Source organism: Streptomyces sp. C1-1, assembly GCF_050214755.1.
Taxonomy (GTDB): domain Bacteria; phylum Actinomycetota; class Actinomycetes; order Streptomycetales; family Streptomycetaceae; genus Streptomyces.
Map to the genome: position 1 here is coordinate 4,424,180 of NZ_CP189826.1, position 20,825 is coordinate 4,445,004.

A 20,825-nucleotide genomic window follows, 5' to 3' on the forward strand; every position below is an offset into this window, starting at 1 on the left:
ACGCTAACCCAGGGCACCGACGGACGCGCCTGAAAAGGCGGGGGCCCCGCAACCTCGGGAGGTTGCGGGGCCCGCGTCTGCTTGCGCCTGCGCGCGGCTGCCGTCGGCTCAGACGGCGGCCGGGTCCTCCTCGACGAGGAGGTTGCGGGTGCGGTTCGGGTCGATCTGGATGCCGGGGCCCATCGTGGTGCTGATGGCGGCCTTCTTGATGTAGCGACCCTTCGCGGCGGACGGCTTGAGGCGGGTGATCTCCTCGAGCGCGGCGGCGTAGTTCTCCACCAGCTTGTCGTCCTCGAAGGACGTCTTGCCGATGATGAAGTGCAGGTTCGAGTGCTTGTCGACGCGGAACTCGATCTTGCCGCCCTTGATCTCGGTGACGGCCTTCGCCACGTCCGGGGTCACGGTGCCGGTCTTGGGGTTCGGCATGAGACCACGGGGACCGAGCACACGGCCGAGGCGGCCGACCTTGCCCATGAGGTCCGGGGTGGCGACGACGGCGTCGAAGTCCAGGCGGCCCTTCGAGACCTCGTCGATCAGCTCGTCGGAGCCGACGATGTCGGCGCCCGCGGCCTCCGCGGCCGCAGCACGGTCACCGGTCGCGAAGACCAGGACCCGGGCAGTCTTGCCGGTGCCGTGCGGCAGGTTCACGGTGCCACGGACCATCTGGTCGGCCTTGCGCGGGTCGACACCCAGGCGGAAGGCGACCTCGACGGTGCCGTCGAACTTGGTCGTGGAGGTCTCCTTGGCGAGACGGACGGCCTCGAGCGGGGCGTACAGCTTCTCCCGGTCGATCTTCTCGTCCGCAGCGCGAAGGGCCTTGCTGCGCTTGCTCACTGCTTCTCCTGAGGTTTTGAGGAGTCGTGGTACGGGCCGAGCAGGCCCTGCCACTTCTGCTTGATGTACGGGGGAGGTGGGGCTCAGCCCTCGACCGTGATGCCCATGGAACGGGCGGTGCCGGCGATGATCTTCGACGCGGCGTCCAGGTCGTTGGCGTTCAGGTCGGGAAGCTTGGTCTGGGCGATCTCGCGGACCTGCGCCTCGGTGATCTTGGCGACCTTGGTCTTGTGCGGCTCGCCGGAGCCCTTCTCGACACCCGCGGCCTTGAGGATCATCTTGGCGGCCGGCGGCGTCTTGGTGATGAAGGTGAAGGAGCGGTCCTCGTAGACCGTGATCTCCACCGGGATCACCCAGCCACGCTGCGACTCGGTCGCGGCGTTGTACGCCTTGCAGAACTCCATGATGTTGACGCCGTGCTGGCCCAGCGCGGGGCCGACCGGCGGAGCCGGGTTCGCCGCACCGGCGTTGATCTGGAGCTTGATGAGCCCCGTGACCTTCTTCTTCTTGGGAGGCATAGCTCTCCGCGTCCTTTCGGTTCGGGTCCTGCCTGCACGCGGGGACCACCCGAACGCAGGCATACCGCACAACGATAACGGGTATAGATGCGCGGCCAAAAACCGAGCAGGTCAGACAGGCTGAGACAGCCCGCCTGACCTGCTCGGAAGCTCTTTCCGGAAGAAGCTAGTTCTTCTGGATCTGGTCGAAGCTCAGCTCGACCGGGGTCTCGCGGCCGAAGATCTCCACCAGACCCTTGACCTTCTTCGAGTCCGGGTTGATCTCGTTGATCGTCGCCTGCAGCGTGGCGAACGGGCCGTCGGTGACGGTGACCGAGTCGCCCACCTCGAAGTCCAGCACCTGGACCTCGACCTTGCGCTGCGGAGCCGGCTTGCCCTCGGCCTCGGCGGCCTCGCGGGCGGCCTTCTCCTCGGCCTCCGGCGCGAGCATCTTGACGATCTCGTCCAGCGTCAGCGGGTACGGGTCGTAGGCGTTGCCCACGAAGCCGGTGACACCCGGGGTGTTGCGGACGACGCCCCAGGACTCGTTCGTCAGGTCCATGCGGACCAGGACGTAACCCGGCAGCTTGTTCTGCTTGATCGTCTTGCGGTCGCCGTTCTTGATCTGGACGACCTCTTCCTGCGGCACCTCGGCCTGGAAGATGTAGTCCTCGACGTTCAGCGAGACGGCGCGCTGCTCCAGGTTGGTCTTCACGCGGTTCTCGTAGCCGGCGTAGGTGTGGATGACGTACCACTCGCCGGGCAGGGTGCGCAGTTCCTCACGCAGGGCGGCGACGGGGTCGACGGGCTCCGCGGGCTCCGCCTCCTCCTCGGCGACGGCCTCTTCCTCGGAGTCGGCGTCGGCTTCGTCGGCGTCCTCGTCCACGACGTGGACGGCGTCCTCCTCGGCGGCCTCGCCGGCCTCGGCGTCCGCAGCCTCGAACTCGTCCAGGTCGCCGTCCGCGCCCTCGACGATGTCGAGCTCGTCGTCCACGGACTCGTCCGGCTCGATGGTGTCGTCGTTCAGGTTCGTGTCAGACACGGTGGCTGCTTCTTCCTGGATACATAGGGGTGGAACATGCGAAAGGGGCGCCGGTAACCACGGCGCCCTTCGCTCTCGACTCAGCCGAAGACGTACTTGGCCGCGTGGTTGAGCCCATAGTCAATCACGGTCACCAGGGCGATCATGATGGCGACGAAGAAGATCACCACGGTGGTGTACGAGGTCAGCTGATTGCGCGTCGGCCAGACGACCTTGCGGAGCTCGGCGATGACCTGGCGGTAGAAAAGGGCAAGCCGCTTGAGCGGACCCTTCTTGGCCCGCTTGCCGCCCTTCCGGGCCTTCTTCTTGGTCTCCTGAGCCTCGTCCTGGGCATCAGGCGTGTCGATGGAGCCCACGGCGTCCGCCATTCGTCCTCACCTGTTCCCGGGTCGTGGCCGTGCCGCGCCCGGTCTGAGCCGCACGGCGGTGCGTTGCTGTACGTACATGGGCACACCTGGCGAAGGTGTGTGTAGCAGGGCCGGAGGGACTTGAACCCCCAACCGCCGGTTTTGGAGACCGGTGCTCTACCAATTGAGCTACGACCCTTTGGTGTGTCCCCCAACGTACCGCATCCGACCGGGTGCACGGTGTGCACCGCCTGCGGCGCGGCTGCTGAAGGCCAACGAGGTGAGAGTGTACGTGCTCCGGAGCCCTCCGTCGAACAGAAAGCCCGCGTAGGGGGCTTGGCGGAGGAGGATCGTCACGAAACCCGTGGAAGATCACCCAGGCCATGGCCCGATTCCGGACGGGTGTTCAGTGGCCGACCCCTGGATGTTCAGTCTGTGAAACCCGCGTGCCCGGCATGTTTCCGGTCTGGAACGATGGGCTCCATGAGCCCTGCAACCCCTCCCACCGAGCGCCGGGTCTCCGCCCGAGTCGGCGCGATCTCCGAGTCCGCCACCCTCGCCGTGGACGCCAAGGCCAAGGCCCTCAAGGCCGCCGGGCGCCCGGTGATCGGCTTCGGCGCCGGTGAGCCCGACTTCCCGACCCCGGACTACATCGTCGAGGCGGCCGTCGAGGCCTGCAAGAACCCCAAGTACCACCGGTACACGCCGGCCGGCGGCCTGCCCGAGCTGAAGTCCGCGATCGCCGCGAAGACGCTGCGCGACTCCGGCTGGGAGCCCGACGTCTCGCAGATCCTCGTCACCAACGGCGGCAAGCAGGCCATCTACGAGGCCTTCGCCGCGATCCTCGATCCGGGCGACGAGGTCATCGTCCCCGCGCCGTACTGGACGACGTACCCGGAGTCGATCCGTCTCGCGGGCGGTGTGCCCGTGGACGTCGTCGCGGACGAGACGACCGGCTACCGCGTCAGCGTGGAGCAGCTGGAGGCCGCCCGTACGGAGAAGACGAAGGTCGTCCTCTTCGTCTCGCCGTCCAACCCGACCGGCGCGGTGTACTCCGAGGCCGAGACCGAGGCGATCGGCCGCTGGGCCGTCGAGCACGGCCTGTGGGTGCTGACCGACGAGATCTACGAGCACCTCGTCTACGGCGACGCCGTGTCCGTGTCCCTGCCGGCGCTGCTGCCCGAGCTGCGCGACAAGTGCATCGTCGTCAACGGTGTCGCCAAGACGTACGCCATGACCGGCTGGCGTGTCGGCTGGGTCATCGGTCCGAAGGACGTCGTCAAGGCGGCCACCAACCTGCAGTCGCACGCCACGTCGAACGTGTCCAACGTCGCGCAGGTGGCGGCGCTGGCCGCCGTCTCCGGTGACCTGGAGGCCGTCGCGAAGATGCGCGAGGCCTTCGACCGGCGCCGCAAGACCATCGTGCGGATGCTCAACGAGATCGACGGCGTCGTCTGCCCCGAGCCCGAGGGCGCGTTCTACGCCTACCCGTCCGTGAAGGCCCTGCTCGGCAAGGAGATCCGCGGCAAGCGGCCGCAGGACACCGTCGAGCTCGCCGCGCTCATCCTGGAGGAGGCCGAGGTCGCGGTCGTCCCCGGCGAGGCCTTCGGCACGCCCGGCTATCTGCGGCTGTCGTACGCCCTCGGTGACGAGGACCTCGTCGAGGGCGTCTCGCGGATCCAGAAGCTGCTGGCCGAGGCCCGGGACTGAGATCCACGATCCACGCAACGGCTGAGCGGACCCCCTCGCGCGAGGGGGTCCGCTTTTTCGTGCGAGCAAGACCACTAACGTGGATTTCGCTACCGGGACGGCGGGGACGTACGGCAGGATCCTGGGATGGAGCGTGTACGTGATGTCTCTGAGCTGCCGAAGGCCCATCTGCACCTGCACTTCACCGGGTCGATGCGGCCGGGGACCGTCCTGGAACTGGCCGACAAGTACGGCGTGCGGCTGCCCGATGCCCTGACCGAGGCGCTGACCAGCGGGGAACCGCCGAAGCTGCGGGCCACGGACGAGCGGGGCTGGTTCCGCTTCCAGCGGCTGTACGACGCCGCCCGGTCGTGTCTGCGCGAGCCCGAGGACATCCGGCGGCTGGTCCGCGAGGCCGCCGAGGAGGACGTCCGGGACGGGTCGGGGTGGCTGGAGATCCAGGTCGATCCGACCTCCTACGCGCCCCGCCTGGGCGGGTTGATCCCGGCGCTGGAGATCATCCTGGACGCGGTCGAGACCACGTCCAGGGAGACGGGGCTCGGGATGCGGGTCCTGGTCGCGGCGAACCGGATGAAGCATCCGCTGGACGCCCGGACGCTGGCCCGGCTCGCCGTGCGGTACGCGGAGCGGGGTGTCGTGGGCTTCGGGCTCTCGAACGACGAGCGGCGGGGCATGGCCCGCGACTTCGACCGGGCCTTCCACATCGCCCGGGAGGGCGGCTTGCTGTCGGCCCCGCACGGCGGGGAGCTGACCGGGCCGTCGTCGGTGCGGGACTGCCTCGACGACCTGCACGCCGACAGGCTGGGGCACGGGGTGCGGGCCGCCGAGGATCCGCGGCTGCTGAAGCGACTCGCGGACCGGGGCGTGACCTGCGAGGTGTGCCCGGCGTCGAACGTCGCGCTGGGTGTGTACGAGAAGCCCGAGGACGTCCCGCTGCGGACCCTGTACGACGCCGGTGTGCCGATGGCCCTGGGGGCCGACGATCCGCTGCTGTTCGGGTCCCGGCTCGCCGCGCAGTACGAGATCGCTCGGCGCCACCACGGCTTCACCGACGAGGAGCTGGCGGAGCTGGCCCGCCAGTCGGTGCGGGGGTCGGCGGCGCCGGCGGACGTGAAGGAGAAGCTGCTGGCGGGGGTCGAGGACTGGCTGGCTTCGTAGGCGCTAGAGGGTCACGCCGACCGTCACCGGTTCGTTGACGAGCGTGATGCCGAAGGTCTCGCGGACGCCCGCGACCACCTCGCGGGCGAGGGCGAGGAGGTCCTCCGTGGTGGCGTCGCCCCTGTTGGTGAGGGCGAGGGTGTGCTTGGTGGAGATGCGGGCGGGGCCGGTGCCGTAGCCCTTGGTGAAGCCCGCCTTGTCGATCAGCCAGGCCGCCGAGGTCTTGGTGCGGCCCTCGCCCGCCGGGTAGGCGGGGGGTTCCGCGTCGGGGCCGAGGTGCTCCTTCACGCGTGCGTGGAAGGCGGCGAAGTCGGCGTTCGTGAGGATCGGGTTGGTGAAGAAGGAGCCCGCCGACCAGGTGTCGTGGTCCTCGGGGTCCAGGACCATGCCCTTGCCCGAGCGGAGCTTGAGGACCGTCTCGCGGGCGGCGGGCAGGGGGACGCGGTCGCCGGGGTCGACGCCGAGGGCGCGGGCCGTCTCGGAGTACTTGATCGGGCCGGAGAGGCCGTCGGCGTCCTCCAGGTCGTAGCGGACGCGGAGGACGACGTAGCGGTCGGGGTCGGCCTTGAAGCGGCTGTGGCGGTAGGAGAAGGCGCAGTCGGCGTTCGGGAGGGTGACCGTCTCGCGGGTCGTGCGGTCGTACGCGACGACCTCGGTGATCGTCGAGGAGACCTCCTGGCCGTACGCGCCCACGTTCTGGATGGGGGTCGCGCCGGCGGAGCCGGGGATGCCGGCCAGGCATTCGATGCCGGCGAGGCCGGCCTCCACCGTGCGGGCGACCGCGTCGGTCCACACCTCGCCCGCGGCCAGTTCCAGGCGGGTGCCGTCGAGGGTGAAACCCTTGGTGGCGATGACCAGGGCGGTGCCGGGGAAGCCCTTGTCGCCGATGACCAGGTTCGAGCCGCCGCCGATCAGCAGGAGCGGGGTGCCGGAGTCGTCGGCCTCGCGGACCGCTGCGATGACCTCCGCGTCGGTGGTGGCGGTGATCAGCCGGGAGGCGGGGCCGCCCAGGCGGAAGGTGGTCAGCGGGGCGAGGGGGGCGTCGTGTCGTTCCTGCACGCGCTCAAGGGTAGGGCCTGCGGCTCGGGCGGTCCGGATGGGGTGCGGGGGTGTGGTGGGGGGTGTCCGTCCTCGGACGGGCGGTGCTGTCGGCCGAGAGGTGCCGCCGCTTGACGCCCGCCACTGCGGGCGGACACCCCCCACCACACCCCCTCCCCGCCGTACCCGCCTGCGGGCCCGCGGGACTGACCCACTCCGCCAACTGCGGACAGTCGCGCCGCAGCAGACGGTCGGCGTGGCCGGCGGCCGCAGCCACTCCGCCGCGCGCAGACGCGCCACAGCAGGTGATCGGCATGGCCGGCGCCCGCAACCACTCCGCTGCGGACAGTCGCGCCGCAGCAGGTGGTCGGCATGGCCGGCGCCCGCAACCACTCCGCCGCGCGCAGTCGCACCGCAGCAGGTGATCGGCATGGCCGGCGCCCGCAGCCGCTCCGCTGCGCGCAGTCGTGCCGCAGCAGGTGGTTGGCGTGGCCGGCGGCTGCAGCCGCTCCGCTGCGGGCAGTCGTGCCGCTTGGGCGGCACGGGTGGGCGCAGCGGTACGTCTTGGTGCGGGTGGAGTGGAGCCGCCTTTGGGTGGTGCGGTGCCGGGGCGCGGGGAAACGGCCCCGCCTTTGGGAGCGGGGCCGTTTCGGGTGGGGCTGGGATCAGCCTGCGATGGGGTCGAGGGCCGGGGTCGGTTCCTCGGTGGATGAGGCCGCCGTCGAGAGGGCGGCGCGGTTCCTCGGGATCAGCAGCGCCGCGGCGCCCGCGACCGCGACCACCGCCGCGCCGGTGACCAGCGCCGGCTGGAGACCGTCGACGAAGGTCTGGGCGGACTCGTAGCCACCCTGGGACGAGAAGATCGAGGACATGATCGCGATACCCAGTGCGCCGCCCACCTCGCGCAGCGCGTTGTTGGCGCCGGAGGCGATGCCCTGCTCCGTGGCGCGGACGCTGGACATGACCAGGTTGGCGGCCGGGGCGAAGAACAGGCCCATGCCGACGCCGCTGATGATCAGGGCGGGGAGCTGGGCGGCGTAGGAGACGCCGGGGTCGACCACGGAGGCCATCCAGCCGAGGCCCGCCGCCTGGAGGAAGAGGCCCGCCGCGACCACGGGGCGGCCTCCGATGCGGTCGGAGAGGATGCCGGCGACCGGGGCGACGAGCATCGGCATGCCGGTCCAGGGGAGCATCCGCAGGCCCGCCTCGGTGGGCGAGTAGCCGAGGACGCCCTGCATGAACTGGCTGAGGAGGAAGATCGAGCCGAACATCCCGAGGAACATCAGCAGGCTCGCCGCGTTGATGCCGGAGAACGCCCGGGAGCGGAACAGGCGCATCGGCAGCATGGGGTTCTTGGCGCGCAGGCTGTAGAGGACGAAGGCGGTCAGCAGCGCGGTGCCCGCGAACAGGCCGGTGAGGACCAGAGGTGCCGTCCAGCCGACGGCGGGGCCGCGGACCAGGCCGTAGACGATCCCGAAGAGGCCGCTGCTGGCCAGCAGGGTGCCGGGGATGTCCAGCGGGGCTCCGGTGCCGTGCGACTCGGCCAGGCGGAGGCGGGCGAGCGGCAGTAGGGCGATGCCCAGCGGGACGTTCAGCCAGAAGATCCAGTGCCAGGAGACGTGCTCGGTGAGGCTGCCGCCGATCAGCGGGCCGGAGGCCACCGCCAGGCCGTTGACCGCGCCCCAGATGCCGTACGCCATCCCGCGCCTGGCGGCGGGGACCGCCGCGGTGAGGAGGGTGAGGGTCAGCGGCATCATGATCGCCGCGCCCACACCCTGGACCGCCCGGGCGGCGATGAGGGCGTCGATGCCGGTCGACATGGCCGCGGCGGCGGAGGCGCCGGTGAATATCGTGAGGCCCACGAGGAAGAGGCGACGCCGGCCGAAGCGGTCGCCGAGCGCCGCGCCGAACATGAGGAGGACGGCGAAGGTCAGCGTGTAGGCGCTGACGGTCCACTCCAGGTCGTCCAGCGCTCCGCCCAGGTCCTTGCGGATGGAGGGCAGGGCGGTGGTGACCACGAGGTTGTCGAGGGCCGCCATGAATCCGGCGACGCTGGTGATGACGAGGGCCCAGACGGTTCCCCCGCGACGTGCGGTCTGCTCTGACATCGCTCCCCCAGAGGGTCATCAGATGAAGGTCATCGGGTGAATTAGTTATTGATGACTAACTTTTGCGGGCATGGAAATCCGCCGTGACGGGCAGGGCACCTGCACCCTTCCGTCCACCCCTTGCTTCTGCTTCTACTTCTCCAGCCGACCCCGGAGGCGCGCCTCCGGGTACAGCCCTTCCCAGATCCTGTGCCCGGGCGGGAAGCCCATGGACACCAGGCAGTTGATGAGCATCCCGTACGCCATGAAGGTCGTCGTCTCGTCGGTGTCGGCGCCCAGCGACAGGTGGACCGTGTCCCACAGGCGCATCCAGCCCGCCCGTACCTGCTCGCCGAGCTCGTGTTCGCCGGCCTGCTCGGCGGCGGCGACGGCCACGTACATCTGCATCTGCATCAGCAGCCGCTCGGGCTCCTCGGCGATGACCTTGGTGTAGGCGTTCGCCATGGCACGCAGGGCCTCCTCGCCCTCCAGGCCCTCGGCGGCCTCCTCGAAGGTGCGGATCGTGTCCTCCAGGCACCGCTGGGACGCCGCGAGGAAGATCGCCTTCTTGCCCGGGAAGAGGCGGAAGAGATACGGCTGCGAGACACCCACGCGCTTGGCGATCGCCTCGGTGGACGTGCCGTAGTAGCCGCCGCGGGCGAACTCGGCCGTCGCCGCGCGGATGACGCTCTCGCGCCTCTCTTCTGCGCTCATCCTGACCATGCGAGTAAGTTAGTACTCAATCACTAACTAAGTCAAGAGGGTGCCGGGGGTTGGAATGTGCGGGCGGCGGAGGCTGCCGAGCGGTAAGGGGCGCCTCCCAGGGACGGTGCCCCTTACCGCTCGCCACGCGCGCGTGGCTCACGCCAGGCGGACGACCGCCCGCGACATGCCCAGCACCTTCTGGCCGGCGCTGGTCGCCGTGAGGTCCACGCGGACCGTGTTGTCGTCGAGCTTGGCGCCGACCTTGGCGCTCACCTCGATCAGCGCACCCTTGTCGTCGTTCGGGACGACGACCGGCTTGGTGAAGCGGACGCCGTACTCCACGACCGCGCCCGGGTCGCCGGTCCAGTCGGTGACCACCCGGATCGCCTCGGCCATGGTGAACATGCCGTGGGCGATGACGTCCGGGAGGCCCACCTCCTTGGCGAACTTCTCGTTCCAGTGGATGGGGTTGAAGTCCCCGGAGGCGCCCGCGTACTGGACGAGCGTGGCGCGCGTCACGGGGAAGGTCTGGGCGGGCAGTTCGGTGCCGACCTCGACGTCGTCGTATGCGATCTTCGCCGTCATGTTCTTTCTCACGCCCCCTCTGCCGCGCGGGCGACGAGCTTCGTCCAGGCGGTGACGACGTGTTCGCCCGCCTCGTCGTGGACCTCACCGCGGACGTCCACGATGTCGTTGCCCGCCATGGACTTGATCGCCTCGATGGTGGAGGTGACGGTCAGACGGTCACCGGCCCGCACCGGGCGGACGTAGGAGAACTTCTGGTCGCCGTGCACGACCCGGCTGTAGTCCAGGCCGAGCTGGGGGTCCTGGACGACCTGTCCCGCCGCCTTGAAGGTGATGGCGAACACGAAGGTCGGCGGGGCGATGACGTCGGGATGACCGAGCGCCTTGGCGGCCTCCGGGTCCGTGTACGCGGGGTTGGTGTCCCCCACCGCTTCCGCGAACTCCCGGATCTTCTCCCGGCCCACCTCGTAGGGGGCGGTGGGCGGGTACGTCCGCCCCACGAAGGACTGGTCGAGCGCCATGGCTCGGCACCTCCTGGTGTCGATGACTTACGTTCACTGCGCGGGCGGAAACGCACTGCGCGGGCCGAAACGACGCGAGGCCGCCCCCTTGTGGTGGGGGCGGCCTCGCGTACGAGCCTGATTTATCGCGTTTCGCGGTGCGCGGTGTGCGCGTTGCAACGCGGGCAGTGCTTCTTCATCTCAAGACGGTCCGGGTTGTTACGCCGGTTCTTCTTGGTGATGTAGTTCCGCTCCTTGCACTCCACGCAGGCCAGCGTGATCTTCGGGCGGACGTCGGTGGCAGCCACGTGAGTGCTCCTTGACGAACGGATGGGATGGTTTAACGCATAGAAGAGTAGCCGATCGAAGGACCGACCCCGCAATCGGCTACTGTCAGTAGCGGTGACCGGACTTGAACCGGTGACACAGCGATTATGAGCCGCTTGCTCTACCGACTGAGCTACACCGCTGTGATGCGATCCGTTCCCGCCTCGCGACGGGAACCTCACACACCAGAGCCCCAATACGGAATCGAACCGTAGACCTTCTCCTTACCATGGAGACGCTCTGCCGACTGAGCTATTGGGGCGAGCGATGAAGACATTACACGGTCCGCCGCCGTTCACCCAAATCCGTTTCGTGGCCCCCGTCCCGGTCTCTCCGGCGGGCGAGGACGGGCCCTTCCCCGCCCCTCCTCCCGGCCTCCCCACCAGCCACTGAGGCCGCCCCCCGCACGGATGACCACACCGGTACGACTATTGCGCTCCTCCCCGCCGAGGACGGATCACCACCCTAGGCTCGACTCACTCTGCGTGATCTTGTGTCCACTTTGTCCCAGGAGCGCGATGCCCGACAGCCAGCCGCAGCCGCCCCACTCGTCGCCCTCGGGCTCTTCGGGCTCCTCCATGCCCGGCGACACCACCGCTCTCCTGTTGTGTGGGGCGCGGCTGACCGACGGCCGGACCGTGGACGTACGGCTGGGCGGCGGGCGCATCGAGGCGGTCGGCACGGTGGGAAGCCTGGCGGTGGGCGGCACGCTCGCGTGCGGGGCACGCGTGGACCTGAGCGGCTATCTGCTCCTGCCTGCTCCGGCCGAACCGCACGCCCACGGCGACACCGCGCTGTCGGCCGACGGGGACGGTCCCGCCTCGTACGACCCCCAGGACGTCCAGCGCCGCGCCACGGAGGCGGCATTGCTGCAACTCGGGCACGGGGCGACGGCGTTGCGGGCACACGTGCGCGTGGGCGACGTGCAGGGGCTCGGAGCGCTGGCCGCCGTGCTGCGGGCTCGGCGTTCGCTGCGGGGGCTGACCGAGCTGACGGCCGTGGCGATGCCGCGGGTGCTGACCGGCGTCGCCGGGGCGGACGGGCTCGCCGTGCTGCGGGACGCGGTCAAGATGGGCGCCTCGGTGGTGGGCGGGTGTCCGGACCTGGACCCGGATCCGACCGGGTATGTGGAGGCGGTCCTGGAGATCGCCTCCGAGTACGGCTGCCCCGTCGACCTGCACACCGACGCCGACGACCCGGCCCGCCTCGCCCGCCTCGCCGCGATGGCCGGCGGGCTGCGCCCCGGCGTGACCCTCGGCCCGTGCGGGGGGCTGGACCGGATGCCCGCCGAGGCGGCCCGGCGCACCGCCGACCAGCTCGCGGCGGCCGGGGTGACCGTGGTGTGCGTGCCCCAGGGCGGCTGCTCCGGCACCGACCGGCGCGGCACGGCTCCGGTGCGGCTGCTGCGTGCGGCCGGTGTGCGGGTCGCCGCGGGCAGCGGTGCGCTGCGGGACCTGTCGAACCCGGTGGGGCGCGGCGACCCCTTGGAGGCGGCCTATCTGCTCGCCTCCCGGTACGGGCTGCGTCCCGAGGAGGCCTACGACGCCGTGAGCGGGTCGGCGCGGGCGGTCCTGGGGCTGCCCGAGGTGCGGGTCGAGGCGGGCTTCCCGGCCGAGTTGCTCGCCGTGCGCGGGGACCGGCTGGCGGGGGCGCTGTCGCTGGCGTACAGCCGGATCGTCGTGCACCGGGGGCGGGTTGTGGCCCGGACGAGTGCGGTACGGGAGTACCGCAACTCCGCCGCCGCGGCCGAGCTGGGGCTGCCTCGGCAGGGGCGGGGCAGCGTGTCGTAGGGCGGGCGACTTTCGGGGAACGGCGGGTGAGGGGCGCGGGACGGCGCCTCCCGGCGGGCGGGGGGAGGGGTCGCAGGACGGTGCCTCCCGGCGGACGGGGGGAGGGGTCGTAGGACGGGCGACTTCGCGGCTGCGGCCGAGGTGTCGTAGGACGGCAGGCACGCCGCTGAGGCGTGGCTCAAGTCGTGCGGCGGATGCGGTCGGCCGGGCGTACGGTCGGAAGCATGCGCATTGTCATCGCTGGTGGTCATGGTCAGATCGCGTTGCGGCTGGAACGGCTGCTCGCCGCACGCGGGGACGAGGTCGCGGGGCTCATCCGCCGCGCCGAACAAGGCGACGACCTGCGGGAGGCAGGGGCCGAACCGATCGTGCTGGATCTGGAGTCGGCCTCGGTCGAGGAGGTCGCGGAGCATCTGCGGGGCGCGGACGCGGCCGTGTTCGCGGCGGGTGCCGGTGCGGGCAGCGGGGCCGCGCGCAAGGAGACGGTGGACAAGGCGGCGGCGATCCTGTTCGCGGACGCGGCGGTCCGGGCGGGTGTACGCCGATACGTCGTCGTTTCGTCGATGGGTGCCGACGCCGAGCACGAGGGCGATGATGTGTTCGACGTGTACCTGCGGGCGAAGGGCGAGGCCGACCGGTACATCCAGAATCTGGACGAACTGGACTGGACGATCCTGCGCCCCGGAATGCTGACGAACGACGCCGGTACGGGTCTTGTACGGCTGGAGGCGCACACCGGCCGCGCCTCGATCCCCCGCGACGACGTGGCCGCCGTACTCGCGGAGTTGGTGGACTCCGCCGCGACCGCCGGCCTGACGCTCGAAGTGGTCGGCGGATCGACGCCGGTGTCGGTCGCGGTGAAGTCGGTGGCGGGCAACTGAGCAGTCGCGCGGAGGGGTGGTTGACGGCCGTGCCGCTGGGTCAGAAGAGGGGCAGCTGACCCGGCATTTCGGGGACGACGTAGCCGTCCAACGCGGTTTGGGCGGCGTCGGCTTGGGCCTGGCGGCGGGAGCCGGGGCAGGAGACCAGCGCGCCGTGCTCGCGGGCGCCGGGCGGGTCGTGCCGTGCGAAGCGGCCGGCGACGACGGCGATTTCGCGACGGCATTCGGGGCAGCGTCTGCGGCGAGTGGACATGGGGTCAGTTTGCCCCGGGGCCGCGGGGATCAGGGCTACCGGCCGCGGCGGTGCGCGCCGTCTGCCGCCGCGTGGTCTTCGGTCGGCGGTCAGCGGTCAGCGGTCGTCTGTCAGCGGTCAGCGGTCAGCGGTCAGCGGTCAGCGGTCAGCCGATGTAGGGCGCACGCGGACGCTTGCGGCCAATACGCCTCCTTTTACGGGGTATTCGGGCTACATCAGCGGCAACACCCCTTCGATTACGAGGAGATACGCGCCGTGAGCGCCCTGAAGCGCCGGCTCGACCGCAGCCTGACCGCACAGGCCGTCCTGGCTTTCCTGCTGGCTCTGGCCATCACCGCCCTGTTCTCACGCCCGGACGAGCATCCGGCCTCCTGGCTGCTGCGGAGCGTGCTCTATACGGGTTTCGGCGTCGTCTTCATGGTCGTACAGCGCCGCAGGATCGGCCGCGCGACCGGCACCGACCCGAGCAGGCTCGCCGACCTCAACCGCAAGATCCGGCACCGCGAGGTGCCCACCGATCCCGAGGAACGGGCGGTCATGCGCCGGCTGATCGCCGAGCACCTGCGGCGGATGGAACGCGGACGCAGGTGGCTGCCGTACTGGATGGGCCTGATGGGCCTCATCGCGGTCGGAGTACTCGTCCTCGGCGCCGTCACCGGCTCCCTCTCCCTCCCCGTGTTCTCCGCCGTCCTCCTGATCGGCATCTCCTGCTGGACTCTCTGGATGCGCCGCCGCTCCATGGACCGCTGTCGCCATATGCAGTCGGCACTGAGGGAGCAGGACGCACGGGTGCCGTAAAACGAAGAGACCCCCTCCGCTCTGCGTTTCCGCAGTTCGGAGGGGGTCTCTTTCTCAGCGTGGCGGCGCCAGGATTCGAACCTGGGAAGGCTGAGCCGGCAGATTTACAGTCTGCTCCCTTTGGCCGCTCGGGCACACCGCCGGGGTTGCTGCCGTTCGAACCGCTTTTCGGCGGTCCTCGCTGGCAACGACGTAAACAATACCCGATGCGGAGGGGTGCTTCGCCACCCGATTGATCTGCGCTCGAGCGAGCCCGGGTGGCTAGGCTTGTCCGGATGCGGCCCGCGCACCACGCCGGGCTCGGCGGCCACCCCCACGCCCGCCGAACCGCACCCCACAAGCACCCCGATACAAGGAGCCACAGGACATGGCCGACTCCAGTTTCGACATCGTCTCGAAGGTCGAGCGGCAGGAGGTCGACAACGCCCTCAACCAGGCCGCCAAGGAGATCTCGCAGCGCTACGACTTCAAGGGCGTGGGAGCCTCGATCTCGTGGTCCGGTGAGAAGATCCTGATGGAGGCGAACTCCGAGGACCGCGTCAAGGCCGTCCTCGACGTCTTCCAGTCCAAGCTGATCAAGCGCGGCATCTCGCTGAAGGCCCTGGACGCGGGCGAGCCCCAGCTCTCGGGCAAGGAGTACAAGATCTTCGCGTCCATCGAGGAGGGCATCTCCCAGGAGAACGCGAAGAAGGTGGCGAAGATCATCCGCGATGAGGGTCCCAAGGGGGTCAAGGCTCAGGTGCAGGGCGACGAGCTGCGCGTCAGCTCCAAGAGCCGTGACGACCTGCAGGCCGTGATCGCGCTGCTGAAGGGCAAGGACTTCGACTTCGCGGTCCAGTTCGTGAACTACCGGTGAGCCGGATGAACCCGGTGGGCCCGACGGGCTGCTGACTCACGGCGTACGGGAAAGGGTGGGCACCCGTCGGTGCCCACCCTTTCTCGCCTGCTGGCTGCGGTCCAAGGGTGTGCCCGGCCGTACCGGGCCGTGCTACCGGGTCAGTCGCGGGAGTTGCCGAACAGGATGCGGTAGGCGATCAGGAGGACCAGCGAGCCGCCGATCGCCGCCGCCCATGTCGCGCCGTCGTAGAAGTGCTTGGTGATCGGGTGGTCCAGGAAGCGGGCCGATATCCAGCCGCCTATGAACGCGCCCGCGATGCCGATGAGCGTCGTGCCGATGAAGCCGCCCGGGTCGCGGCCCGGCAGCAGGAACTTGGCGATGGCTCCGGCCAACAGCCCCAGGATGATCCAGCTGATGATCGTCATGCCGTGAACCTGCCCTCCCGCTCTGTGCATCAACTGTCCGAACGGTGTGATTTCGGTGGGGACAGCCTGTGCGTCATGTGCCACGCGTCCACCGCGTGGGCCGCCTGTCGGCCGGCTCGCACGATCCGGTCTCGGCGCGCTTGTTCGTGTTCCGTTGCTGGGGAGGACGCTTCGGCGGTGCTCACCGGTTGCAGCGATCAGTAGGGTGCGAGCCATGACAAGGTCCGGCTCCGCCTCCGAACTGCGACGCACCCTGGGCGTCGGCGACGCCGTGGTCATCGGGCTCGGCTCGATGATCGGGGCCGGGATCTTCGCCGCCCTGGGACCCGCGGCCCGTGCGGCCGGCTCCGGGCTGCTGCTCGGCCTGGCGGTCGCCGCCGTGGTCGCCTACTGCAACGCCACGTCGTCGGCGCGGCTGGCCGCGCTGTACCCGGCCTCCGGCGGCACCTACGTGTACGGGCGCGAGCGGCTCGGCGCGTTCTGGGGTTATCTCGCGGGCTGGTCGTTCGTGGTCGGCAAAACGGCCTCCTGTGCGGCGATGGCGCTCACCGTGGGCGCGTACGTCTGGCCGGGGCAGGCCCATGCCGTGGCCGTCGCGGCCGTGGTGGCGCTGACCGCGGTGAACTACGGCGGCATTCAGAAGTCCGCCTGGCTGACGCGGGTGATCGTGGCGGTGGTGCTGGCCGTCCTCGCTGCCGTCGTGGTCGTGTGTCTGGGGTCGGGGGCATCCGAGGCCGGGCGCCTGGACATCGGGGCCTCCGAGGGCGCGGGGGGCGTGCTGCAGGCGGCCGGCCTGCTCTTCTTCGCCTTCGCCGGGTACGCCCGCATCGCGACCCTGGGCGAGGAGGTACGGGATCCCGCGCGCACCATCCCCCGGGCGATCCCGCTGGCGCTGGGCATCGCGCTGGCTGTGTACGTGTGTGTGGCGGTGGCCGTCCTCTCTGTGCTGGGGGCGGATCGTCTGGGGGCTGCGGCCGCTCCGCTGGCCGAGGCGGTGCGGGTGGCCGGCGTGCCGTGGCTGGTGCCGGTCGTGCGGGTCGGGGCTGCCGTGGCCGCGCTGGGTTCGCTGCTCGCCCTGATCCTGGGTGTCTCCCGGACGACGCTGGCCATGGCCCGTGACCGGCATCTGCCCGGCGCGCTGTCGGCCGTGCATCCGCGTTTCCAGGTGCCGCACCGGGCCGAACTGGCCGTGGGCGCGGTCGTCGCCGTCCTCGCCGCCACGGTGGACGTGCGGGGCGCGATCGGCTTCTCCTCCTTCGGTGTGCTCGCGTACTACGCCGTGGCCAACGCCTCGGCCTGGACGCTGAGTCCCGCCCCGACGGCCCGGCTGCTGCCGGCTCTGGGACTTGTCGGGTGCGTGGTGCTGGCGTTCGCGCTGCCAGTGGTTTCGGTGGTCACGGGCGCGGGGGTGCTGGTGGTGGGTGTGGTGGCGTACGCCGTGCGACGGTGGGCGGAGGGGCGGCGGGGGGCGTAAGCCTGCGGTGGTGGGCGGACGGGAGACGTGAGGGCTCAGGGTTCGCGGCGGTGGGCGGGCAGGAGGCGCGGGCGCGCAGGGTCCGCGGCGTGGGGCTGTCAGCCGGTCGGCGCCTGCGCTGTGCGTATGCGGAAGTCGGGCCAGGGGGCCATCTGGAAGTCGTCCTCCATCACGTCCCACCAGCCGGTGCCCTCGACCCAGGAACGCAGCCAGTCGGCGAGGGTGGGAGTGTCCACGAACCAGGCGTGGTCGGGGTCGCCCGGGTTGGGCTCGAAAAGCAGGACCGTCGCCTCCGGGGAACGGCAGTCCACGCAGGCGTACATGGCGCAGCCCCAGTGGGATATCGGCAGGACTCCCTCCGGCCAGGGCCAGTCCGGGTCCTTGCGGCCGCTCTCGCGGTTGGCCAGGTACTGCACGACGGCGGCGGGCTCGCCTGCGGGCGGACCGTCGAGGAGGGGCAGCAGGCCGTATTCCGGGCCGAATCCGCCGTCCCCTATCCGCAGGTACAGGTCGGCGAGCAGCGACGGCAGGGAGAAGCCCAGGGCGGCCTCGGCGCGGGACAGGGTGTCCGTGGCGACGGGCGCGGGGAGGGAAGTCCAGCCGTAGGGTCGGGTGTTGCGTGCCTTGGCCGCCACCCGTGCCAGCAACTGCTCGTTCTCGGTCATGGGTTCATGATGCAAGGCGGTACTGACAGTCGGGCCGGCCTGTGGACAACCGCCGACCTGTGGACAACCGCCGGTTGTGGACAACCGCCGGGTTGTGGACAACTCCCGGGCCGGGGGCGGAGGTGCTGGCTGGACCGGCTGCTTGCGTCCGGGTCGGGTGGGCCGAGGCGGTGGCGAGGGTGTACCCGAAGGGCCACAGGGCGTAGACGCCGACCCGGAAGGCGGCGATGCCGGACGGGACCGTCTTCACACGTTCCCGATCACCCTCCAAGGGCGCTGCGGTTCCGCCTGAGCGCATGACCAGCTGATACTGGTGGTGGCAGGCAGTGCCGGCGGACCGACCTGGAGAGGTATCGATCAATGAAGCTCTTGAACCTGCTGCTGAACATCCTGTGGCTGGTCCTCTGCGGCATCTGGATGGCGATCGGCTACCTGATCGCGGCGTTGATCTGCTTCATCTTGATCGTCACCATCCCGTTCGGTATCGCGTCGCTGCGTATCGCGGGGTTCGTGCTGTGGCCGTTCGGTCGGACCACTGTGGAGCGACCGGACGCCGGGAGCGGCTCCTTCATCGGCAACGTGATCTGGGTGATCTTCGCGGGGTGGTGGCTGGCGCTGGGGCACCTGATCACGAGCATCCCGCTGTTCGTGTCGATCATCGGGATCCCGTTCGGGTGGGCCAACCTGAAGCTCATTCCAATCTCGCTCATGCCGCTGGGGCGTGAAGTGGTCGCGACAGATCAAGGGTTCGGCGGACGCTGACAAAGGGGGGTGGTCGGGTCGTCGGTCGAGGAGCGCATCGCTCCCCGCCCGGTCGGCCCTCCGCCGCCAGCACGAGCCTCACTCGCTTCCCGCGGAAGTCGGCCCCACCACGCGTGTCCGCGGCAGTACGCTGGGTGCACGGCCGCCCGAGTACCCGGCCCTCTCCGTGTACCGCCGTTCCGTGCAACAGAGGCCCTGCGCAGCGCTGAAGCCACTCCCCGGAGGAGATGGGCGCGGATGAGCCCATATCCCGATCTGTTCGACGAGTGCCGCGTGGTCCGGGCCGGCGGTGAGCTGGACGTCACCACGGCGCCGGCTTTCGCACACGACCTGGAGTCCGCACGGTACGACGGCGGGCCGCCCTTCCTCATAGTCGACCTGCGCACGTGACGTTCATGGAGGGCCGTGCCCTGGATCCCCTGTGTGCGGCTTGGCACGACTGCCGTCGCCGGGGTGGGTGGGTTCGCGTCGTCCACTTCCGGCCGGGCACGACCTTGCTGTTCCGGGCCTGCGGCCTGCAGACTCGTTTCCCCCGTTACGCCAGCCCCCAGGATGCCTGGCGAGGCGTACTCGCCGGCTGCTCGGCGCCTGACCGACCCCATGAGGCGCCCAGGCGGTCGCGCGGCCCGGAAGCCGGCAATGACCGAATCGGGTGCCGTGATCAGCGACGGCATGGCCGAGGTGCTGCACCGGCTGCACCTCGACGGTCCTGGTGATCCGGCTCCTGCCTGGGCGCGGGTCCTCGGTGCCGAGGGCGTCGCTCTGACCCTGCTCGTCGGCGGCGCGCGTACACCGGAGCCGATGTGGTGTCACCCCGAGCTGAGCGTGCGGTTCGAGGAGCTTCAATTCACGCTGGGCGAGGGCCCTGGCCCGGACACGATCCGCACCTGCTCGGCCGTCCTGGAGCCGGTCCTGAGCTGCGTGCGCCGCGATCGTTGGCCCGCGCTGCTGCCTGCCGCGGCGAAGCTGGGTGTCAACGGTGTCTGCTGCTTCCCGTTCGGCCTCGGCGTCCCCCCGGCCGGAGCCCTGACCGTGTTGTGCGACGGGCAACGGCGAATGGACACGCGTCGGTACGTGGCCGCGAGCGCCCTGGCAGCGGCACTGACCGGCGCGTTCCTCGACGGGGACCTGCGGCGCCACGGCGCCGGTCTGGCTGTGGGTGTTCCCGAACCACCGTCGGGGCTGCATCGCGCGGCCGTGCACCAGGCCACGGGAATCATCAGCGTCCAGCTCGGCGTGCCCTTGCAGGAAGCGCACTTGCGCCTGCGGGCTCACGCCTACGGCAGCGAACGCCCTCTGGGGGAAGTGGCCGAGGACGTGGTCGCCCGCAGGCTCCGGTTCCGCGACGACTTCGACGACGATGTAAGCGGGCCGCATATGCCCGACGGAGGAAAGAGATGATCAGCATGGCCCGCGAACGACGTCTGGCCGAGATTTTCGTGGAGGTCGCGGACTCTCTCGTCGACGACTTCGACGTGATCGACCTGCTGCAACGGCTGTCCGCGCGGTGCGTCGAGCTGCTCGACGTGTCGGCGGCCGGCATTCTCCTCGCGGACGCCCACGGCGAACTGCAGATCATCGCCGCCTCGGACGAACACACCCGGATCTTGGAGTTGTTCGCGCTCCAGCACGACCAAGGCCCGTGCGTGGAGTGCTACCGCACCGGCAACGCCCGAACCAACATCGACCTGGCGCGCCCGGAGGCCACCGAGAGCTGGCTGAGTTTCGCCGCCCGCGCCCGCGCGACCGGGTACGTGGCCACGCACGCCATACCCCTGCGCCTGCGCAGCCGGGTCGTCGGGGCGCTCAACCTCTTCCAGACCAGGGCTCACCGCCTGGGCGACGACGACATCGCGCTCGCCCGCGCCCTCGCCGACGTGGCCACCATCGCGATCCTGCAGCAGCGCACGCTGGAGCAGTCGCACGTCGAGAACAGCCAGCTGGAGACCGCGCTGAGCAGCCGCATCCTGATCGAACAGGTCAAGGGCGTGCTGGCGGAGCGTTGGAACACCTCCGTCGATGGCGCCTTCGCCGCCTTCCGCTCGTATGCCCGTGCCCATCACCTGCGTCTGTCGGAGTTCGCCGCGCAGATCATCTCGGGCGACTTCGACACCGACGGCATCCCGCCACCGGCACCGGAGCACCCGGGGGACCACAGCGGCTGACCGC

General features: G+C 70.3%; 24 protein-coding genes and 4 tRNA genes. 11 read left to right on the plus strand and 17 right to left on the minus strand.

Annotated features, from left to right (window positions below; translation table 11 throughout):
- Positions 1-108: 108 nt before the first annotated feature.
- From rplA to ACQF4J_RS20090, 5 genes are all read right to left on the minus strand, one after another.
- Positions 109-834 carry a 50S ribosomal protein L1 gene (rplA, locus tag ACQF4J_RS20070; protein ID WP_351562781.1) on the minus strand — a complete coding sequence of 242 codons (726 nt, stop codon included), beginning with the start codon at positions 832-834 and terminating at the stop codon, positions 109-111.
- Positions 835-917: 83 nt separating this feature from the next.
- Entirely contained in the window at positions 918-1,352 is a 435-nt protein-coding gene (rplK, locus tag ACQF4J_RS20075) for a 50S ribosomal protein L11 (protein WP_055515278.1), read from the minus strand.
- A 166-nt stretch (positions 1,353-1,518) separates the two neighbouring features.
- Positions 1,519-2,373, minus strand: a complete 855-nt coding sequence (gene nusG / locus ACQF4J_RS20080; protein ID WP_427166377.1) for a transcription termination/antitermination protein NusG — start codon at positions 2,371-2,373, stop codon at positions 1,519-1,521.
- Positions 2,374-2,453: 80 nt separating this feature from the next.
- On the minus strand, positions 2,454-2,741 hold the full coding sequence (secE, locus tag ACQF4J_RS20085; RefSeq protein WP_058923780.1) for a preprotein translocase subunit SecE: 288 nt from the start codon (positions 2,739-2,741) through the stop codon (positions 2,454-2,456).
- Positions 2,742-2,846: 105 nt separating this feature from the next.
- Positions 2,847-2,919 (minus strand) — tRNA-Trp (locus ACQF4J_RS20090).
- 284 nt (positions 2,920-3,203) lie between these two features.
- Here ACQF4J_RS20090 and ACQF4J_RS20095 point away from each other — a divergent pair.
- Positions 3,204-4,430 carry a pyridoxal phosphate-dependent aminotransferase gene (locus tag ACQF4J_RS20095; protein ID WP_351562785.1) on the plus strand — a complete coding sequence of 409 codons (1,227 nt, stop codon included), beginning with the start codon at positions 3,204-3,206 and terminating at the stop codon, positions 4,428-4,430.
- 126 nt (positions 4,431-4,556) lie between these two features.
- Complete coding sequence (locus tag ACQF4J_RS20100; RefSeq protein ID WP_351562787.1) at positions 4,557-5,588, plus strand: adenosine deaminase; 1,032 nt, start codon at positions 4,557-4,559, stop codon at positions 5,586-5,588.
- Positions 5,589-5,591: 3 nt separating this feature from the next.
- Here ACQF4J_RS20100 and ACQF4J_RS20105 read toward each other — a convergent pair whose 3' ends face one another.
- The 8 genes from ACQF4J_RS20105 to ACQF4J_RS20140 form a co-directional block, all read right to left on the minus strand.
- A complete protein-coding gene (locus tag ACQF4J_RS20105; RefSeq protein ID WP_351562789.1) occupies positions 5,592-6,647 on the minus strand; it encodes a UDP-N-acetylmuramate dehydrogenase in 1,056 nt (351 codons plus the stop codon).
- Positions 6,648-7,291: 644 nt separating this feature from the next.
- A complete protein-coding gene (locus tag ACQF4J_RS20110) occupies positions 7,292-8,734 on the minus strand; it encodes a DHA2 family efflux MFS transporter permease subunit (RefSeq protein WP_427166380.1) in 1,443 nt (480 codons plus the stop codon).
- A gap of 132 nt (positions 8,735-8,866) precedes the next feature.
- Complete coding sequence (locus ACQF4J_RS20115) at positions 8,867-9,436, minus strand: TetR/AcrR family transcriptional regulator (protein ID WP_200703318.1); 570 nt, start codon at positions 9,434-9,436, stop codon at positions 8,867-8,869.
- A 138-nt stretch (positions 9,437-9,574) separates the two neighbouring features.
- Complete coding sequence (locus ACQF4J_RS20120) at positions 9,575-10,003, minus strand: MaoC family dehydratase (RefSeq protein ID WP_351562795.1); 429 nt, start codon at positions 10,001-10,003, stop codon at positions 9,575-9,577.
- A gap of 8 nt (positions 10,004-10,011) precedes the next feature.
- Entirely contained in the window at positions 10,012-10,464 is a 453-nt protein-coding gene (locus ACQF4J_RS20125) for a MaoC family dehydratase N-terminal domain-containing protein (protein ID WP_351562800.1), read from the minus strand.
- Between the two features lie 122 nt (positions 10,465-10,586).
- Complete coding sequence (gene rpmG / locus ACQF4J_RS20130; RefSeq protein ID WP_003948671.1) at positions 10,587-10,751, minus strand: 50S ribosomal protein L33; 165 nt, start codon at positions 10,749-10,751, stop codon at positions 10,587-10,589.
- Positions 10,752-10,840: 89 nt separating this feature from the next.
- Positions 10,841-10,913: transfer RNA gene (locus ACQF4J_RS20135), tRNA-Met, on the minus strand.
- Positions 10,914-10,959: 46 nt separating this feature from the next.
- Positions 10,960-11,032 (minus strand) — tRNA-Thr (locus ACQF4J_RS20140).
- 256 nt (positions 11,033-11,288) lie between these two features.
- Between ACQF4J_RS20140 and ACQF4J_RS20145 the strand changes: the two genes are divergently transcribed.
- Positions 11,289-12,560, plus strand: a complete 1,272-nt coding sequence (locus ACQF4J_RS20145; RefSeq protein ID WP_427166383.1) for an amidohydrolase family protein — start codon at positions 11,289-11,291, stop codon at positions 12,558-12,560.
- A gap of 224 nt (positions 12,561-12,784) precedes the next feature.
- Positions 12,785-13,441: an NAD(P)H-binding protein gene (locus ACQF4J_RS20150; protein WP_427166385.1), complete on the plus strand. Its 657-nt coding sequence runs from the start codon at positions 12,785-12,787 to the stop codon at positions 13,439-13,441.
- 40 nt (positions 13,442-13,481) lie between these two features.
- On the opposite strand, the gene ACQF4J_RS20155 is transcribed toward ACQF4J_RS20150, so the two are convergent.
- Entirely contained in the window at positions 13,482-13,694 is a 213-nt protein-coding gene (locus ACQF4J_RS20155; RefSeq protein WP_351562806.1) for a hypothetical protein, read from the minus strand.
- A gap of 255 nt (positions 13,695-13,949) precedes the next feature.
- Between ACQF4J_RS20155 and ACQF4J_RS20160 the strand changes: the two genes are divergently transcribed.
- The gene (locus tag ACQF4J_RS20160) at positions 13,950-14,492 is read left to right on the plus strand and encodes a hypothetical protein (RefSeq protein ID WP_351802364.1); all 543 of its coding nucleotides are present in this window, start codon (positions 13,950-13,952) and stop codon (positions 14,490-14,492) included.
- Between the two features lie 60 nt (positions 14,493-14,552).
- On the opposite strand, the gene ACQF4J_RS20165 is transcribed toward ACQF4J_RS20160, so the two are convergent.
- A tRNA-Tyr gene (locus ACQF4J_RS20165) sits at positions 14,553-14,634 on the minus strand.
- A gap of 225 nt (positions 14,635-14,859) precedes the next feature.
- Here ACQF4J_RS20165 and ACQF4J_RS20170 point away from each other — a divergent pair.
- On the plus strand, positions 14,860-15,348 hold the full coding sequence (locus ACQF4J_RS20170) for a YajQ family cyclic di-GMP-binding protein (RefSeq protein ID WP_142141895.1): 489 nt from the start codon (positions 14,860-14,862) through the stop codon (positions 15,346-15,348).
- Between the two features lie 140 nt (positions 15,349-15,488).
- Here ACQF4J_RS20170 and ACQF4J_RS20175 read toward each other — a convergent pair whose 3' ends face one another.
- Positions 15,489-15,755 carry a GlsB/YeaQ/YmgE family stress response membrane protein gene (locus ACQF4J_RS20175; RefSeq protein WP_351575825.1) on the minus strand — a complete coding sequence of 89 codons (267 nt, stop codon included), beginning with the start codon at positions 15,753-15,755 and terminating at the stop codon, positions 15,489-15,491.
- A 214-nt stretch (positions 15,756-15,969) separates the two neighbouring features.
- On the opposite strand from ACQF4J_RS20175, the gene ACQF4J_RS20180 reads away from it, so the two are divergent.
- Complete coding sequence (locus tag ACQF4J_RS20180; RefSeq protein ID WP_427166388.1) at positions 15,970-17,229, plus strand: APC family permease; 1,260 nt, start codon at positions 15,970-15,972, stop codon at positions 17,227-17,229.
- 98 nt (positions 17,230-17,327) lie between these two features.
- Here ACQF4J_RS20180 and ACQF4J_RS20185 read toward each other — a convergent pair whose 3' ends face one another.
- Complete coding sequence (locus tag ACQF4J_RS20185) at positions 17,328-17,894, minus strand: SMI1/KNR4 family protein (RefSeq protein WP_427166389.1); 567 nt, start codon at positions 17,892-17,894, stop codon at positions 17,328-17,330.
- A 360-nt stretch (positions 17,895-18,254) separates the two neighbouring features.
- Here ACQF4J_RS20185 and ACQF4J_RS20190 point away from each other — a divergent pair, with 360 nt between their 5' ends.
- From ACQF4J_RS20190 to ACQF4J_RS20205, 4 genes are all read left to right on the plus strand, one after another.
- A complete protein-coding gene (locus tag ACQF4J_RS20190; RefSeq protein WP_351575816.1) occupies positions 18,255-18,656 on the plus strand; it encodes a YccF domain-containing protein in 402 nt (133 codons plus the stop codon).
- Between the two features lie 237 nt (positions 18,657-18,893).
- Entirely contained in the window at positions 18,894-19,046 is a 153-nt protein-coding gene (locus tag ACQF4J_RS20195; protein ID WP_351575813.1) for a hypothetical protein, read from the plus strand.
- Between the two features lie 267 nt (positions 19,047-19,313).
- Positions 19,314-20,057: an ANTAR domain-containing protein gene (locus ACQF4J_RS20200; protein WP_427166391.1), complete on the plus strand. Its 744-nt coding sequence runs from the start codon at positions 19,314-19,316 to the stop codon at positions 20,055-20,057.
- Positions 20,054-20,821: a GAF and ANTAR domain-containing protein gene (locus ACQF4J_RS20205; RefSeq protein ID WP_351575808.1), complete on the plus strand. Its 768-nt coding sequence runs from the start codon at positions 20,054-20,056 to the stop codon at positions 20,819-20,821. Before ACQF4J_RS20200 ends, ACQF4J_RS20205 begins: the two co-directional genes overlap by 4 nt.
- Positions 20,822-20,825 lie beyond the last annotated feature (4 nt).